Below are 15446 nucleotides of genomic sequence, written 5' to 3'. Positions count from 1 at the left end.
ATTGAATCGTCTCTTGTCAGGTTCACTGGTTTGGCGGCGTCGGACAGGACGCCGGGGAGCAACGGCGGTGCGCGGGCGACACGAAGTCCCAGATGGACACCCCAAACATGACGGCCAGGCCGATATAGAGCAGCCAGCCGCTCCGCCAGCCGTGAGCCAGCATCAAAAACACCGCTACCAGCACCAGGGCCGGGCCGATCAGGCCAGGCGCAGCGCGTCGCCACTGCCGGTGACTGAACCAGCCGAGGGCATTGACGAGCAGAGCCACGCCGGCAAACAACGGCAACAGCGTGGTGATGAACAGGCCTTCCCATTGGCTCAAAAAGCCCAGTCCGATCGTGGCGCCCAGGCTGGCAAGGGCGGGAAAGCACGAGGCGCAACCTATGGCGGAAACCAGCACGCCGACGGAACCGGCTTTGTCACCGATCCGTGTGAACAGATTGAAAGAATTTGCCATCGGAATGCCCGCCTATTGCTTGACGCTGGACGGGTAGCCGGCGTCCTCTGTCGCCTTGGTCAGCGCCTGCGCACTGGTCTTGGCATCGTCGAAGGTGACGATGGCTTCGCGCTTCTCATAACTCACCTCGGCCTTGGTCACGCCCTCGACCTTGGTCAGCGCTTTCTTCACCGTGATTGGGCAAGCGGCGCAGGTCATGCCCGGCACCGACAGGGTGATGATTTGGGAGGCGGCCCACACTGGGGAAACCACGGCAATGAGGGCGAGAGCGGCAAGCAGCTTTTTCATGACCAACTCCTGATTAGTAGAACAAGGGGAGGATGTAGGGGAAAGCGAGCGCGACCAGCACCAAGGCCGTCACGACCCAAAAAACGAGCTTGTAGATGGTGCTTACCTGGGGATCAGCGCAGACCTCACCGGGTATGCAGACTTGAGCCGGGCGGAAAATGCGCCGGTAAGCGAAGAACAGCGCAACCAGTGCCGCGCCAATGAAGAACGGGCGGTAAGGTTCCAGAACGGTGAGGCTGCCGATCCAGGCACCGCTGAAGCCCAAGGCGATCAGCACCAGCGGCCCCAGGCAGCACGTGGACGCGAGGATTGCCGCCAGACCTCCAGTGAGGAGTGCACCGCGCCCATTTCGCGATTCAGACATACGTTCATCCTTCCGAGTGGTTGATCGATGGGTTAAGGTTATTTCCGTAGTTAGGTACGGGGTCAAGCGGCATGCACAACGCGGTGGAAAGCCTGACCATCGGCGCCTTTGCCAAGGCAGCCGGGGTTAACGTGGAAACCATTCGGTTCTATCAACGCAAGGGGCTGTTACCCGAACCGGACAAGCCCTACGGCAGCATTCGCCGCTATGGCGAGGCGGATGTCGCACGGGTGAGATTCGTGAAGTCCGCGCAACGGCTGGGCTTTAGCCTTGATGAAGTGGCCGGACTGTTGCGACTGGACGACGGCGCGCACTGCGACGAAGCGCGTGTGCTCGCCGAGCAGAAGCTTGAGGATGTGCGTGAGAAACTCGCGGATCTTCAGCGGATCGAGTCGGTCTTGGCGCAGCTGGTTGATGACTGTTGCGCGAGCCAAGGGACAGTGAGCTGTCCGCTGATCGTTTCGCTGCAAGCGAGCAAGTGACCGCCCGCACTTCGCGCGTTAGCCCACGATTTCCCGTTTGTCAGGGCTCTCTGTTTGTCGGTCTGAAGGTGGAAAGAGCGGCGCTCATTGAGCGCCGCTGACTGGGCAAAGGAGCACTTGCAAAGGCCCTAGGTTGGTACTGCTATTTGCCCTTGTGCATCAGTGGGGCGGGCCCACGTTGCATCTGGTCGAGTAGCACATATCTACCTTGCAGGCGGACAGCCGGGCTGCGCTTCGCTTCGCCACGGCCTGCCGCCGTGGCGCCCAGTTGTTCAATCTTCTTGACGGTTTCCGCCACTAGGATTGCGTCAGCCTTGTCGCGCATGGAGACAATCTGCTCGGTCGCTCTCGTGACATCGTGATCGCCGCCGTACAGCCCGTCGCCTCTGAGAAGGTCATGCAGGTGATGGATCGGATCAATTCCAAGTGGGGTCGAGGCACGCTCCGCCTGGGCGGGGTGCCGGTGACTCCTGACTGGGGATGTGTCGGGAAATGCTCGGCCCAAGCTATACCACACGGTTAGATCAGCTCTGGACAGTGAGGTGAGGCACACCCCAGCGCTGCTAGGAAGCCGGCTTACTGCTCAGAAGAACCACCTTACCAGTGGCTACGCCCTTCAGTTGAGCTAGTTCGAGAATCAGGGTCTGATTCACTGAGGCCAGTCGAGCCAGATCCTGGCTTAGCTGTGCGTTCTCCGCGCGCAATGCTCTGTTCAGCTCCCTCTCCTTCAACAATGCTTGGTGCTTCGAATCGCGCTGTGCTCGGACTGATTTCCCCATCAGACCACGAATGCGTTCAGCCACGGCTGGGTAGGTGTTGTGGATGAGACCTGGAGTGACCCCTGCCGCTTTCGCTACGCCAGAAATGGACAGCTTTCCGTTTGTTGAAAGGATGCCGTCGATGACCTTATCGAGCATCTCCGAGGTCTTCTGTCTGGAGCGTCCGGAGGATCGTTGCGCAGTTGGCTTATTGGTCAAAGTCGGCACCTTCAAGTTCGCGTTGGGTCACTGTCGCGAGCGTCCAAAGGAGACAGGCCAAGGCTGCTGATTACGTCGAATGCGACCTGCATATCACGTTTTGCCCGTTGCCTTACAGCCGGCCCGGCATCGTCGATTTCCATCAGCTCCAGCTGATGCGAGTAGATCCCCTGCCACGTGGTGGCAAAGGTCTCGTCAATCACAGAGTGTTTGCAGCCAGGACAACGGGTTGCCTCATACAAACCAGCCCCACCACAGCCCCGTTCTGTCGCGATGCACCAGCCATGACCAGTCGCTCGAATGTTTGCATGGGGGGCTGTCTGGGCCAGCAAGGCACTCCGATCTTTGATCGGAATGGCACGTAGCTCCATGATCCTCTCACCCGCCCCTCCAGCAAGTGGCTGATCATCCAACCACGACTCGATGAGATCGATCTTGAATTCCGTCATCTGTTGGAGGATTTCATCGAACAGGGTGAGATCCTGTAGGGGGTTGGAGGCATAGAGCTGAGTCATGCTCATACTGCTGTGTTTGAACTGCCACTTGAGGAAGACGAGCGAGGTACGCCCCATGCGAGACTCAACGAAGCACCGGGCATAGGTGCGACGGCACTGGTGAGTCCGCAATGGCCAATCACTTCCAGCCGCTTTTGCGACGCGCTTGAAGGCTTCATTGGAACCTGCGGCGCTGAGCACTTCGATGTGTCCAACACGTTCGGCTTTGTTGCCGTACCCATTCAAGCAGAGGAACAGTCTCTTCGAGTCCTTTCTGGCTTTCTCCAATCGAAGCAAAAGATCAGCGGAGTCAACTGAATTGCATGACAGTTCAAGGTCACTCAACTCCGCCTCGAGCTCCCTTCTCATGGGGGTTGAGCACATGGCGAAGAGATTCAACGCATCCAGCGTAAGCTCAGGGACAAGATAGTCGACTCGTCCCTTTCCCGTTTTATGCTCGGTCGTGGTTACCCAGCAGTAAGTAACGCCATCCACTACCTCTTTTCGCCACGCACCGACTTCAATCCCGATGACCTCTTCGTTACGCATGCCACTGGTAATGGATGCAATGTACAAAACAGCATCGCGGCAACGAATCATTTTGGGGCTGCGGCGAGTGAAAGTGTCAATTCCGGTGGCTTTCAGATCTTCTTTCGTCTTATGAACGATCTGCTCGCAATAGTTGAAGATCTTCGCCTGATCATCTGGCGGAATTATATCCGTTCTACCCGTATTCTTATTGGCAGCCGAAGTACCCCTTGCTTCTCCAATTCCGCTGACTCGCCACAGGGACGAGTCCCCCCACGGAAAACACTGAAGAGGGGAAAGGGTTTCGGCAGAGAATATCCATAAAAAGTCAATTATCCGCAGCCTGGAATAAAGAGGCATTGGTCTTAACGACTCTGACTTGCAATGGTGAATATAATTACTAATGTGTATGGGCCGAACATCGGAAAATCGTTCAAGCTCTAAATCGCTAAGCCAACGAATAAATGGAATGACACTGGCACTGACGAGAGTTGTAATACCCCGTGCGACAGGTGGCTTTGACCCTGGAAGCCCTCTCTTGAACCATGCATACGCAACTGCTTTGCAGTCATCAATCATCTCAGGTGGGAGATTAAAATCCCAACTGACGTACTTGTGCCCCTCGTTTACGTTAGATTGATCAAAGAAAGGTCGAAGATCCCAGCGAGCATCGCCAAAGCGGCTTAATACAAGAGTTTCGCCACGATCATTAACAATGGCACTAATAACTATCGCATCACGCTCAGCCTTGCTGAGGCCCGAGGCAGTTACAGGTTGCGCGAATAGCACATCATAGGCCTTAAGGGCGGCCCTAGAGTTCCGATTAGCCGACAAGAGCGTCACCTCGAACTTTCCTCATAAACTCAATCTTGCATCCCCAGAACGGATGAGGGGACGCTTTCGCTTTGGCTTTAGCCGCTTCGATCAGTTCAATCTTGAATTTTCGAGACGTAAACTCGTCAATAAGCCTGATGAAATCGCCCTGGCGTTTCCGCCATGCCGCCCACTCATCCGTTAAAAAATACTCCATCTCAGCGTGCAAAAACTGCTGATAGCTGAACAGTCGATACAAGTCTCCGAGAGTCCCTACAATTGCGTAACTAGGACATGTCAAGCAATGAATGAACTCGGAACAATGGGTAACGCCATCTTTGGGTGCCAGGCTTCCATAGAGGCTATCTTTGCAACCTCCTGGGGGTGTCGGTGTGACGTTGATGCCACGCAGCTGATCGGTGAATGCTTCCCCTACGAAGGTGGCACCCTCAACCTTGATCTCGTCATTTATCTTCAAATAGTGGTTATCAGCAACGCTAGGGGAATGGCCCATCACAGCGGACACCTCCAGTAGGTCGCCGCCGCTGAGCTTCCAAAGCCTACTTTCCATAGTCTTTCGAAGACGACTGAGATTAACGATCAGCGGTTGGCCCTGATCGTCCTTCAAAGCATGCCGCGCACAGATACTCTTTGTTGATTGAAATAGCGTACTGGAAGCCAGCGCGACTACCCTATGACCATGCCCATTCTGTCCGGCGCGGTAAAGCCAAACATGCGACTTAAGCTTTTCAGGCGCAAACCCAACCAGTGGCTCAGAAATTGCCAAAGCCTTATTTACAACAGCCACCCCATCTAAAGGAATTGGGTTATATCCGTCATGCAGTTCAGTTTGTCGAATGGTTTTGCTCTGAGCACCCTTGCCGCGTCTTTTTACGGTGTTCAAGAGCCGAAGATTGGGGATGAATGGATGCGGCTGGAGTGCATCTCTAGACATTTCCAGAAGCGGCGTAGTGTTAATTCCAGATCTGGCCGCAGTAATCAGCAATAAGACCGTCATTGCTTCGGCGTCATTTCCAGAGAATAAGCCCTTATGAATGGCTACTAAATCTGACTTTAGCGCAGTGATGAGCCCCTGCATTTCCGAGAGACTGAGCGGCTTCGCGTCATTGGTCGATTTCGCGGTATGGGGGAAAGGAACGGCTGGAAGTAGATCATCTTTATCCGCCTCAACGAATCCGTATTCAATTAGGCTGATGATCAATGACTTCAGCGACGTGTAATAGTTCTTCGCAGTTGACCCGTTTGGATACTTGAGCTTAAGCCACGAAACATATCGCTCAAGATGCCGCTTGGTCAGGCTGTTCGGGGTTGACGGCGGAGAATCAATCGTTCCGCTTTTCAGGAAGGCCATGAAATATCGAAGGCCATTGCTGGAGTACCCTACAAGAGTGGCCAGGGAGAAATTCCCTCCATTGACCAGTGCTCTGATTACATGAATACTCTGAATAGCCCATGCGTCAAAGCCAAACCCAATGTACTGAGAGTGATCAATCTTAGTTACATTCCGGGGATTTTTCGGAAGATCGATTCTAAGCTCATTCTCTACGGTCTCGAATCCTTTAGTGACCGATTGCATTTCAGCTTTATAGTTTTTCTTTCGGGCCAACAGTAGTACCTCAGATGCTTGGAGTAGAGACGGCCATAAACATCATGTCTATCTCGTCTTCATGAGCAAGGACAGACTGAGCCTCTAGCTGATTAATGAGATGCAGGTACACCATCGTTGTTTGAACGTCGGAGTGTCCCATCCTGTCTCGGACATAGAGCAATGGCTCTCCTTTAAAGTCTCGGCTTTTCCTCAGGGCAAGAAGGGTATAAGTCCCATAGGTATGACGAAGCATGTGGGCCCTAACATAAAATCCGCACTTGCGCTCATACGCCTTCATCACGTCGACGATGGAGTCTTTCGTGTACTGCCGCCCCTCCCTTGTCAGCACCAAGGCCGTGGCGCGCCCGTTGCCGGCCGCTTTCCGTACTTCGCGCTCATGAAGCGTGTACGACCACATTTCCTCCATCAGCGACCAAGGCACGTCAATTGTTCGAGGGCGGCCGTACTTGAGATGCATGTCCGATGGCTCGAGAGCCACGCTGATCATTTGCCCAGGGCGGAGGCCCTTCTTCAGCCGAGGATTAAAGACGTACTTGAAAGGGAAAGTGCGCGCCTCGCAGGAGCGAAGACCAGTGCGAACCATCAGATGGAACAAGATCCGGTGACTTGGATCGGCATCGAGGGCGAGGCAAACCTTAGCCTGATCTTTGGTCAGGAATTTGGTCAATCGCTTACGCTCTCGCACCATCACTGAGGGCTTCGTACTCTCGGCGTTAGGACGAGCTACGTGACTGAGGAAGCCGGAATGCGGAGTCGCTCTGACCCTTCGCTCGCCAAAGGGCAGCGCTGCGATCAGATCACGCTGCTTGGCCCATTGGTAGAACCTCACAATTAGGTTCAGTCGCTTGTTCAGAGTGCTGGGATCTAGTTCCAACTCACCGCTCGACCAGTCTCTATACCGCGACAGGACGCTCAGGCCATCTGCCTGACTCTCCTCATTCCAGGCCAGACCATTGGCCTCGAGGAAGGCGAAGTAGTCGAACAGACGGCGTCCATAGGCCTCCCACGTCAGAGCACTGAGTGCCTCACCTGACTCGACTAGCGTGTGCCAAAGGAAAGATTGCGCCGGCTCCACTGGCCAACCGTCGGCGCCAACCAACAGAGGGAAACCTTCGAATGATCGACCCGCTACAGCAAGGTCTTTTGTTGCGAACACCAGCCTCATTTCACAGCCTTAAACACCATCCAGATGACTCCCCTTCAGAGGCTGGAATGTAATTTCTCAGGCTTCTATCAAGGTGGTGCGGACTGTAATTCATTTACTAACGGAAGCAATCCCTCAGATCGTTGTTCGACAGCACCACGATGGGAGTCTTGGCCAGGTCAGGACGGAAGACTCGCTCACAGCTCGCGTAGAAGCTGTTGCAGTCGATGAGGGCAAAGACGGGGTCAGGCTTTTGGATCATGAGCGCGCACACTGAACGTCACCACACCCCAGATGATTAGCTCATCGCCTTCGAGGATATAGCGCGGTGGGTAGCCAGGGTTTTCAGACATTAAAATGATGTTGGGCCCACGCTTGCACAACCGCTTGCAGACCGGCTCGCAATTCACTGCGGCAATCACGATGTGTCCGTGTTCAGCGGTGATCGAGCGATCAACCACAGCCATATCGCCGTCGAAGATTCCTGCACCTTCCATGCTGTGGCCTTCGATGCGCACCAGGTAGATATGCGGCGCACGTATGTCCAACAATTCGTCGATGGAGATGTGCTGTTCGAGGTGATCAGCCGCCGGTGATGGAAAGCCCGCAGGGACTTTGAAGGAGTAAAAGGGAAGCTGGACTCCCCCTTCTGCCAAGGTGCCGAGGATGGTGACGCTCATGATGACTGCCTTAATCACAACTGTACATACGTACAGTTAACGTCGAAGCGTGCTTGCGGTCAATCTCGGCCTGGGAAAATTGCGATCGATGGGTTTTCTGGGAGAACGTTTGGAGGTTGGCTAGGAGGGATTAATTTTGAGCGCTTTCGATGGGCCATAGGCAGTTGGTTAATTGCACTACTTGACCACCCATTTGCATTCGACCTGACCAGCCATGTGCATCGGACTTGACCAGCACATTTCTTATCCATGACCGGCAGAGCGCGACCCAGGCTGTGTGAAAACACCTGCAATTTACGTGAGGGTATGGCGCTACTAGCTATAAGGCGTTCGCAGTTGGGCCGAAAAGCTATCGATGCCTATCTGATAATCACGAAAATGAATCAGGAGGCGGTCGTGAAGCTGGAAAAGCGTAGTATCGAGTTTGTCCCTCACAGTGAACGTTACGGAACGCCACGGCGGTTGTTCACCATCTGGTTCAGTTCCAATTTCCAAGTGACCGCTTTGATGGTTGGTACGCTGGGTATCGCCTCGGGGTTGAGCTTCGGCTGGACATTGCTGGGCCTGCTGATTGGCAATCTGGTCGGCACCGTGTTCATGGCCGCGCACTCCGCCCAGGGCCCTCACTTGGGGGTTCCACAAATGATCCAGAGCCGGGCACAGTTCGGTGTTTACGGAGCCGCGATCCCCTTGCTGGTAATGGTCACGGCGGCGGTGCTATTTCTTGCCGCCAGCGGCGTCTTGATGCGCGATGCCTTAAAGGCGCTGGAGCCAATGAGCGACGACCAGGCCATTGTGGTGGTTGGCGTTCTGACTTTCATCATTGGTTTTATAGGCTACGAGCTGATCCACCGTATGGGGGCGTGGATGAGCCTGTTATCTACCCTGGTGTTTGCAAGCGCCTTGGCCTTAATCCTGCTGCACCCCAGCGACGCGGCACCAACAACAGTCTCAGGTACGGGCTTTACGTTGGCGGCCTTTAACCTGGTCATAGCGCAGGCTGCCTCCTGGACTTTAGGTTACGGCCCCTACGTGGCAGACTACTCGCGTTACCTCCCCGCGAACGTGAGCACCCGCGCCACGTTCTGGACAACCTATTGCGGTTGCGCACTGGGCTCTTTTGCCATGATGGCATTAGGCGCTTTACTGGCAGTAGCGATACCTGCAGCGCTTGAACACGACCCTGCAACCGCCATTGCCACATTGTTTGGCCCGTGGGCACCTTTGGTATTGGGCGTGATCGCGCTTGGTGTCATCCAGTACAACGTACTCTGCTTGTACAGCGCTTATATGTCTTCGGTCACGATATTCGGAGCCTTTGGAGGGCTCAAATACGTCACGGCTCCAGCAAAAGCGTTGGTGATGGCCATGTTGACCGTTGCTGCGACCCTGATCGCCATAGCCACCCAGTACCGTTTTGACACGTTTTTTGCGGACATTCTGATCGGTCAGTTGTATTTGCTGATTCCCTGGAGTGCGATCAACCTGGTTGATTATTACTGGGTGTGTCGCGGTCACTATGAAGTAGGTGACCTGTACGACCCTAAAGGCCGCTACGCCCGCTTCAACGGGCGAACCCTTATGGTCTATGCCGTTTCGATAATCGGCACGATTCCCTTCATGAAACTCTCGTTCTACACAGGTTTTGTAGCGAACTGGCTAGGCGCCGACATTAGTTGGGCGATGGGGTTGGTGTTGGCCGGGGGGCTGTACTGTACGGTCAACAGCCGACCAGTTGTTAAAAGCTCGCGCATGTTTGGTCAAAGATCTCTCGAATAGGCGAAACGAGATATGTCGTCGACGCTTCGCCTAAGCCTCCACGCATTGAGATCGTCAGTCCAAAACAAGGCGGCCAGGTTCGGTCGCCTATTTTCGCAGGTCCAATCCAGCTAACGAAGTCTAAAGGAGGATCGGCGCGGTTCATTTTACACCGACTCCACGACCGCACATGCGTATAACCCCATAACGACGCTGAGCAGGGTGATACGAGCGAATGCGGTCATGATTGCGTTTTCCTGTTATTTGTCCGGGCTGTCGATGGTCAGTGTTTGCGGCGCGGTGGTGCTGCTGGCCAGCGGCTGGCTGCGACCGACCCACTCACCGGCCGTTGGTTTGCCAGCACGGGAGATGCGCGCAACCAGTTGGACTTCAGGAAAGTTCGACAGTTTCAACTGCGGCATCATCGCGTCGGCATCGCCCAGTTCAACGGTTGCCGGCAGGTCGGCCACGGTCAGGCGTTTGGCTGCCAGGGGCGCGGGTGGGCCGGACGTGGCGCGGGCGAAAATGAACACGCTGTCGCCGGGTTGGACCTTGGTCTTGAGGTCGGCCGCCAGATCCACTTGAACCTTGAGTAACGCGCCAGCCTTGGCCACCGGTGCCGGGGCCACTTTGCCACCGCTGGCCACCAGCCTCTCGGTGGCGCGGGTGATGCCGCCCTGCAAGGCGATACGGGATTGGTCGTCCGGTGGCAATTGGTCCAGCAGGCGGTTCCAGTAATCGATCGCCTCCTGATAACGCTGACCTTCGAACGCTACGATACCCAGCAAACCGAGGCTGGTGACCTCCTTGGGATCGGCTTTCAATGCTTCGTCGGTCAGTGCCTGGACCTTGTCCGACCACTGTTTGCCATCGGCGAAGTACTGGGCCTGGGCCCATTGACCCAACAGTTCTGGCTGGCGCCCGGCCAGGTTGACAGTCCTTTCGAAGATCTTCGCCGCGTCGGCGGGACGATCCTGAGTCATGTAGGTGCGACCGAGGAAATACAAGGCCTCGGCGGCATCCGGCTGCGCCGCGACCGCACGCTCCAGGCGCCGGGTCATCTCTTCCATCGACTGTGGTGCCTGGGCGAATTCGCGGGTCAGTTCGACCTTGTCGCTGGCACCGTAATGCAGGTACAGGCCCAGGCCCAATACCGGGACCAGGATCGCCGCCAGCAACGGCGCCGGCTTGCCCAGACGCGATACCCGCGGCGCGGCAACGCCTTCGGTATCGGCGAGCAACTCACGGGCGGCCTCGGCGCGACCGGCGTCCATCTGCGCGGCATCGAGCACGCCCTCTTCCTGCTGAGCCTGCAACTCAGCCACGCGTTCCTGATACAGCGCCACGTTCAGGGCGGTACGATCCTCTTCACGCTGGGCGCGACGGCTGCGCAGCACCGGGATCAACAGAAAACTCAGGGCCACCAGAAGCAGCAGCCCTGCAGCGAGCCAGAAATCAATCATTCTTGGTTTTATCCAACAGGTGGTCGAGGCGCGAGCGCTCCTCGGCAGAAAGCGAGTCCGGGGTGTCGGCACGTTGCACGCGACGACGGCGGACGATCACCGCGATGATCACCACACCGCCGAGCAACAGGCCGGCGGGGCCGAACCAGAGCAAGGCGGTCTTGGCATTCAGGGCCGGTTTGTAACGGACGAAATCACCGTAGCGGTCGACCATGAAGTCGATGATCTGCTGGTTGTCCTTGCCCTCGCCGAGCATGCGGAAAATCTCTTTGCGCAGGTCAGCGGCAATCGGTGCGTTGGAATCGGCGATGTCCTGATTCTGGCACTTGGGGCACCGCAGCTCTTTGGTCAGCTCGCGAAAACGCTCACGATCGCCTTCCTTGGCGAACTCGTAGGTGTCGATGGCCGCGTGGGCCACGCCCGCCATGCTCAAGCCCAGAACCGCGGCAGCGATCCAGCGCTTCATGGCTTGGCCTCGTCGACCAGCGCCTGGTACTTGGTCGCCAGTTTTTCGCGCCAGACCTGCTCGTCGATCACACCGACGAACTTGTCACGGATGATGCCCCTGGCGTCGATGAAGAAGGTTTCCGGCGCGCCGTAGACACCGAGGTTCAGGCCCAGCGAGCCTTGGTCGTCACGGATATCCAGTGCATACGGGTTATGAAAATCCGTCAGCCACTTCAAGGCATCGGCGTTGGTGTCCTTGTAGTTGATGCCGTAGATCACCACGCCCTGTTGGGCCAGCTTGTTCAACACCGGGTGTTCGACCCGGCAGGAAATGCACCAGGTGCCCCAGACGTTGACCAGCGCCGGTTTGCCGAGGATGTCGGCGCGGGCCAGGGTCTTGTCGCCCTGCACCGCCGGCAGGGAAAACTCCGGGAACGGCTTGTTGATCATCGCCGAGGGCAACTCGGCCGGGTCGAGGTACAACCCGCGGTAAAGAAACACGGCAACCACCAGAAAGATCGCCAGTGGCAACAACATCAACCAACGCTTCATGCAGTGGCTCCCGACATGCCCAGTGCTTCGCGCACGCGGCTTTTTACCTTGACCCGATAACGCCGATCCAGCGCCGCCAGCAACCCGCCCAGACCGGTGAGCAAACCACCGAACCAGATCCAGCGCACGAACGGCTTGACGTGCACGCGCACAGCCCAGGCACCGTTACCCAGCGGCTCACCGAGGGCGACGTAGAGGTCGCGGGTGAACCCGGCGTCGATGCCGGCTTCGGTCATCACCGAGTTCTGCACCGTATACAGGCGTTTTTCCGGATGCAGCACGCTGACTTCCTTGCCGTTGCGGATCACCCGGATGGTGCCCTTGTCGGAAGTGAAATTCGGGCCTTCGAAGTGTTTGGCACCTTCGAAGATGAAGTGATAACCGGCCAGGTCCATGGACTCGCCCGGCGCCAGGCGCAGGTCACGTTCGGCGCTGTTCTGGCTCGACAGCACCACGCCCAGGGCGCACACGGCGATGCCCAGGTGTGCGATCTGCATGCCCCAGTAGCTGCGGGTCAGGGTTGGCAGGCCTTTGATCAGGCCCTTGTGTCGGGTCTTGTCGAAGATGTCACGCGCGCCGGCCAGCAGCACCCAGGCGGCGAGCAGGAAGGTGGCGAGCACTGCCCAGTTGAAATCGCCGTACGCGACGCCAGCCACCACGGCCATGGCGGCGCTGCCCAGCAACACCGGGGTCAGCATGCTCGCCAGCCATTTCACCGGGGTGTCCTTCCAGCGCACGATCACGCCGACCGCCATCACCACCATCAGCAACGCCATCAACGGAATGAACAGCGCGTTGAAGTACGGCGGGCCGACCGACAGCTTGGCGCCGGTCGTCGCATCGAGAATCAGCGGGTACAAGGTGCCGAGCAGAATCATCGACGCCGCCACCACCAGCACCAGGTTGTTGCCCAGCAACAGGGTTTCCCGGGACCAGAGGTTGAAGCCCACCTGGCTCTTGACCACCGGCGCGCGCAGGGCGAACAGCGTCAATGAACCACCGACCACGAACAGCAGGAAAATCAGGATGAACACCCCGCGCTCCGGATCGGAGGCAAAGGCGTGCACCGACGTCAGCACGCCGGAACGCACAAGGAAAGTCCCCAACAGGCTCAGCGAGAACGCAGCGATGGCCAGCAACACGGTCCAGCTCTTGAACACGCCACGCTTTTCCGTGACCGCCAACGAGTGAATCAGTGCGGTACCCACCAGCCATGGCATGAACGAAGCGTTTTCCACCGGGTCCCAGAACCACCAGCCGCCCCAGCCGAGTTCGTAGTACGCCCACCACGAACCCAAGGTAATACCGATGCCGAGGAACGCCCAGGCGACGATGGTCCACGGACGCGACCAGCGCGCCCACGCGGCATCCAGACGACCGCCCATCAGCGCGGCGATGGCGAAGGCGAAGGCCACCGAGAAGCCGACGTAGCCCATGTACAGCATCGGCGGATGCACGATCAGGCCGATGTCTTGCAGCAGCGGATTAAGGTCAGCACCATCGCTGGGTATTTGCGGCAGGATACGCTTGAACGGGTTGGAGGTGAGAATCAGGAACAGCAGGAAACCGGTGCTGATCATGCCCATCACCGCCAGCACGCGAGCCAGCATGACCTGCGGCAACTGCCGGGAAAACACCGACACCGCAAAAGTCCAGCCACCGAGGATCAGTGCCCAGAGCAGCAGCGAACCTTCGTGGGCGCCCCACACGGCGCTGAACTTGTAGTACCACGGCAAGGCACTGTTGGAGTTGCTGGCCACATAGGCCACGGAGAAGTCATCGACCATGAACGCATAAGTCAGCACACCGAAGGCGAACAGCAGAAAGGCGAACTGCCCCCACGCAGCCGGCTGGGCCAGGCTCATCCACAAACGGTCACCGCGCCAGGCACCGAGCAACGGCACCACGGCCTGAACCAGGGCAAAGCACAGGGCCAGGATCATCGCCAGATGACCCAGTTCGGGAATAAAGATGCCGGAAGTCATGGATCAACCCTCCTTCGCGGGCGTTGGAGCCGATTGACCGCTGTCTTTCAACGCCTTGGTCACTTCCGGCGGCATGTATTTCTCGTCGTGCTTGGCCAGCACTTCATCGGCCACCACCACGCCATCGGCATTGAGCTTGCCCAGGGCGACGATGCCCTGCCCTTCGCGGAACAAGTCCGGAAGGATGCCGCGATAGGTGATGGTCACGGACTTGTTGAAGTCGGTGACAATGAACTTCACGTCCAGCGAATCACTGGAACGTTGCAACGAACCTTTCTCGACCATGCCACCGGCACGAATACGCGTGTCCTGCGGGGCCTCGCCGTTGGCAATCTGCGTCGGCGTGTAAAACAGATTGATGTTTTGCTGCAGGGCGCTCAAGGCCAGGCCAACGGCAGCGCCGACCCCGACCAGAATCGCAAGAATGATGGTAAGACGCTTTTTACGCAGCGGATTCACTTGCCGTTCTCCCGGCGCAGGCGACGCGCCTCTTGTTGCAGATAACGCTTGCGGGCCAGGATCGGCGCCGCCACGTTGAGGGCCAGCACCACCAGGCAGATGCCATAGGCCGACCAGACATACAGGCCGTGATGGCCCATGGCGATGAAGTCGCCGAATGACGCAAAACTCATCGAACGGCCTCCAGGCTATTTTCCACTTCGGCCTTGACCCAACTGGCCCGCGCCTCGCGCTTGAGCACTTCCAGGCGCATGCGCAGCAGCAACACCGCGCCGAAGAAACAATAGAAGCCCAACACCGTCAACAGCAATGGCAGCCACATTTCGGCCGGCATCGCCGGCTTTTCGGTGAGGGTGAAGGTCGCGCCCTGGTGCAGGGTGTTCCACCACTCCACCGAGTACTTGATGATCGGGATGTTGATCACGCCGACAATCGCCAGTACCGCGCCGGCCTTGGCCGCGCTGTCACGATTGCTGATGGCGTTGCCCAGCGCAATGAGACCGAAATACAGAAACAGCAAAATCAGCATGGACGTGAGTCGTGCATCCCAGACCCACCACGAGCCCCAGGTCGGTTTGCCCCAGATCGCCCCGGTGACCAGCGCCACTGCGGTCATCCACGCACCGATCGGGGCGGCGCATTGCAGGGCGACGTCGGCCAATTTCATTTTCCACACCAGCCCGACGACACCGCACACGGCCAGCATCACGTAGATGGACTGCGCCAGCATGGCCGCCGGAACGTGAATATAGATGATGCGAAAGCTGTTGCCCTGCTGATAGTCCGGCGGCGCGAAGGCCAGGCCCCAGACCACGCCAACGCTGATCAGCAGCAACGCCGCGATACTCAACCAGGGCAGCAGTTTGCCGCTGATGCCGTAAAACCATTTGGGCGAGCCGAGCTTGTGAAACCACGTCCAGTTCAT

At 57.5% G+C, this 15446-nt stretch carries 18 protein-coding genes and 2 pseudogenes; 3 read left to right on the top strand and 17 right to left on the bottom strand.

The genetic code is table 11. From position 1 onward, the window contains the following. Nucleotides 1–22: 22 nt before the first annotated feature. From merC to merT, 3 genes are read right to left on the bottom strand one after another with little or no spacing between them, the layout of a single operon-like run. Complete coding sequence (gene merC / locus AC1RP7_RS14470) at nt 23–457, bottom strand: organomercurial transporter MerC (protein WP_008567179.1); 435 nt, start codon at nt 455–457, stop codon at nt 23–25. Between the two features lie 12 nt (nt 458–469). Continuing rightward, nucleotides 470–745, bottom strand: coding sequence for a mercury resistance system periplasmic binding protein MerP (merP, locus tag AC1RP7_RS14465; protein ID WP_008567180.1), 276 nt, complete (start codon nt 743–745; stop codon nt 470–472). Between the two features lie 13 nt (nt 746–758). Then, entirely contained in the window at nt 759–1109 is a 351-nt protein-coding gene (gene merT / locus AC1RP7_RS14460) for a mercuric ion transporter MerT (protein ID WP_008567181.1), read from the bottom strand. A gap of 71 nt (nt 1110–1180) precedes the next feature. Between merT and merR the strand changes: the two genes are divergently transcribed. Next, a complete protein-coding gene (gene merR / locus AC1RP7_RS14455) occupies nt 1181–1591 on the top strand; it encodes a mercury resistance transcriptional regulator MerR (protein ID WP_008567182.1) in 411 nt (136 codons plus the stop codon). Between the two features lie 142 nt (nt 1592–1733). Here the strand turns inward: merR and AC1RP7_RS14450 are convergent, their stop codons facing one another. Further along, on the bottom strand, nt 1734–1916 hold the full coding sequence (locus tag AC1RP7_RS14450; RefSeq protein ID WP_008567184.1) for a hypothetical protein: 183 nt from the start codon (nt 1914–1916) through the stop codon (nt 1734–1736). Between the two features lie 33 nt (nt 1917–1949). On the opposite strand from AC1RP7_RS14450, the pseudogene AC1RP7_RS14445 reads away from it, so the two are divergent. Beyond that, nucleotides 1950–2137: pseudogene (locus AC1RP7_RS14445) on the top strand (DUF4113 domain-containing protein); the annotation flags it as partial. Nucleotides 2138–2154: 17 nt separating this feature from the next. Here the strand turns inward: AC1RP7_RS14445 and AC1RP7_RS14440 are convergent. The 6 genes and pseudogenes from AC1RP7_RS14440 to AC1RP7_RS14415 all read right to left on the bottom strand — a co-directional run bounded on the left by AC1RP7_RS14440 (nt 2155) and on the right by AC1RP7_RS14415 (nt 7857). Continuing rightward, on the bottom strand, nt 2155–2508 hold the full coding sequence (locus AC1RP7_RS14440; RefSeq protein ID WP_008567186.1) for a hypothetical protein: 354 nt from the start codon (nt 2506–2508) through the stop codon (nt 2155–2157). 71 nt (nt 2509–2579) lie between these two features. After that, nucleotides 2580–4433: a site-specific integrase gene (locus AC1RP7_RS14435; RefSeq protein WP_010794483.1), complete on the bottom strand. Its 1854-nt coding sequence runs from the start codon at nt 4431–4433 to the stop codon at nt 2580–2582. Next, nucleotides 4414–6030, bottom strand: a complete 1617-nt coding sequence (locus AC1RP7_RS14430; RefSeq protein WP_010794484.1) for a site-specific integrase — start codon at nt 6028–6030, stop codon at nt 4414–4416. Before AC1RP7_RS14430 ends, AC1RP7_RS14435 begins: the two co-directional genes overlap by 20 nt. 10 nt (nt 6031–6040) lie before the next feature. After that, on the bottom strand, nt 6041–7198 hold the full coding sequence (locus AC1RP7_RS14425) for a tyrosine-type recombinase/integrase (RefSeq protein ID WP_010794485.1): 1158 nt from the start codon (nt 7196–7198) through the stop codon (nt 6041–6043). Between the two features lie 118 nt (nt 7199–7316). Next, nucleotides 7317–7439 (bottom strand): annotated as a pseudogene (locus tag AC1RP7_RS14420) (Y-family DNA polymerase); the annotation flags it as partial. Continuing rightward, nucleotides 7423–7857, bottom strand: coding sequence for a LexA family protein (locus tag AC1RP7_RS14415; RefSeq protein WP_493182062.1), 435 nt, complete (start codon nt 7855–7857; stop codon nt 7423–7425). The pseudogene AC1RP7_RS14420 and the gene AC1RP7_RS14415, both read right to left, overlap by 17 nt. 396 nt (nt 7858–8253) lie before the next feature. Between AC1RP7_RS14415 and AC1RP7_RS14410 the strand changes: the two genes are divergently transcribed. Then, nucleotides 8254–9636 carry a purine-cytosine permease family protein gene (locus AC1RP7_RS14410; protein WP_493182060.1) on the top strand — a complete coding sequence of 461 codons (1383 nt, stop codon included), beginning with the start codon at nt 8254–8256 and terminating at the stop codon, nt 9634–9636. Nucleotides 9637–9875: 239 nt separating this feature from the next. Here AC1RP7_RS14410 and ccmI read toward each other — a convergent pair whose 3' ends face one another. The 7 genes from ccmI to AC1RP7_RS14375 are packed head-to-tail and all read right to left on the bottom strand — an operon-like array spanning nt 9876 to nt 15446. Then, entirely contained in the window at nt 9876–11078 is a 1203-nt protein-coding gene (gene ccmI / locus AC1RP7_RS14405) for a c-type cytochrome biogenesis protein CcmI (protein ID WP_493182058.1), read from the bottom strand. Beyond that, nucleotides 11071–11544 carry a cytochrome c-type biogenesis protein gene (locus AC1RP7_RS14400; protein ID WP_493182056.1) on the bottom strand — a complete coding sequence of 158 codons (474 nt, stop codon included), beginning with the start codon at nt 11542–11544 and terminating at the stop codon, nt 11071–11073. Before AC1RP7_RS14400 ends, ccmI begins: the two co-directional genes overlap by 8 nt. Beyond that, entirely contained in the window at nt 11541–12077 is a 537-nt protein-coding gene (locus AC1RP7_RS14395) for a DsbE family thiol:disulfide interchange protein (protein WP_493182055.1), read from the bottom strand. Before AC1RP7_RS14395 ends, AC1RP7_RS14400 begins: the two co-directional genes overlap by 4 nt. Then, nucleotides 12074–14062 (bottom strand): heme lyase CcmF/NrfE family subunit, encoded by a 1989-nt coding sequence (locus tag AC1RP7_RS14390; RefSeq protein WP_493182053.1) that lies wholly within the window; start codon nt 14060–14062, stop codon nt 12074–12076. Before AC1RP7_RS14390 ends, AC1RP7_RS14395 begins: the two co-directional genes overlap by 4 nt. A gap of 3 nt (nt 14063–14065) precedes the next feature. Further along, complete coding sequence (gene ccmE, locus AC1RP7_RS14385) at nt 14066–14521, bottom strand: cytochrome c maturation protein CcmE (RefSeq protein WP_096509591.1); 456 nt, start codon at nt 14519–14521, stop codon at nt 14066–14068. Beyond that, the gene (gene ccmD / locus AC1RP7_RS14380; RefSeq protein ID WP_057398391.1) at nt 14518–14694 is read right to left on the bottom strand and encodes a heme exporter protein CcmD; all 177 of its coding nucleotides are present in this window, start codon (nt 14692–14694) and stop codon (nt 14518–14520) included. Before ccmD ends, ccmE begins: the two co-directional genes overlap by 4 nt. After that, complete coding sequence (locus tag AC1RP7_RS14375; protein ID WP_493182051.1) at nt 14691–15446, bottom strand: heme ABC transporter permease; 756 nt, start codon at nt 15444–15446, stop codon at nt 14691–14693. Before AC1RP7_RS14375 ends, ccmD begins: the two co-directional genes overlap by 4 nt.

This window comes from Pseudomonas sp. GW822-FHT01E03 (genome assembly GCF_058802985.1).
This window is presented reverse-complemented; position numbering and strand designations above follow the sequence as displayed.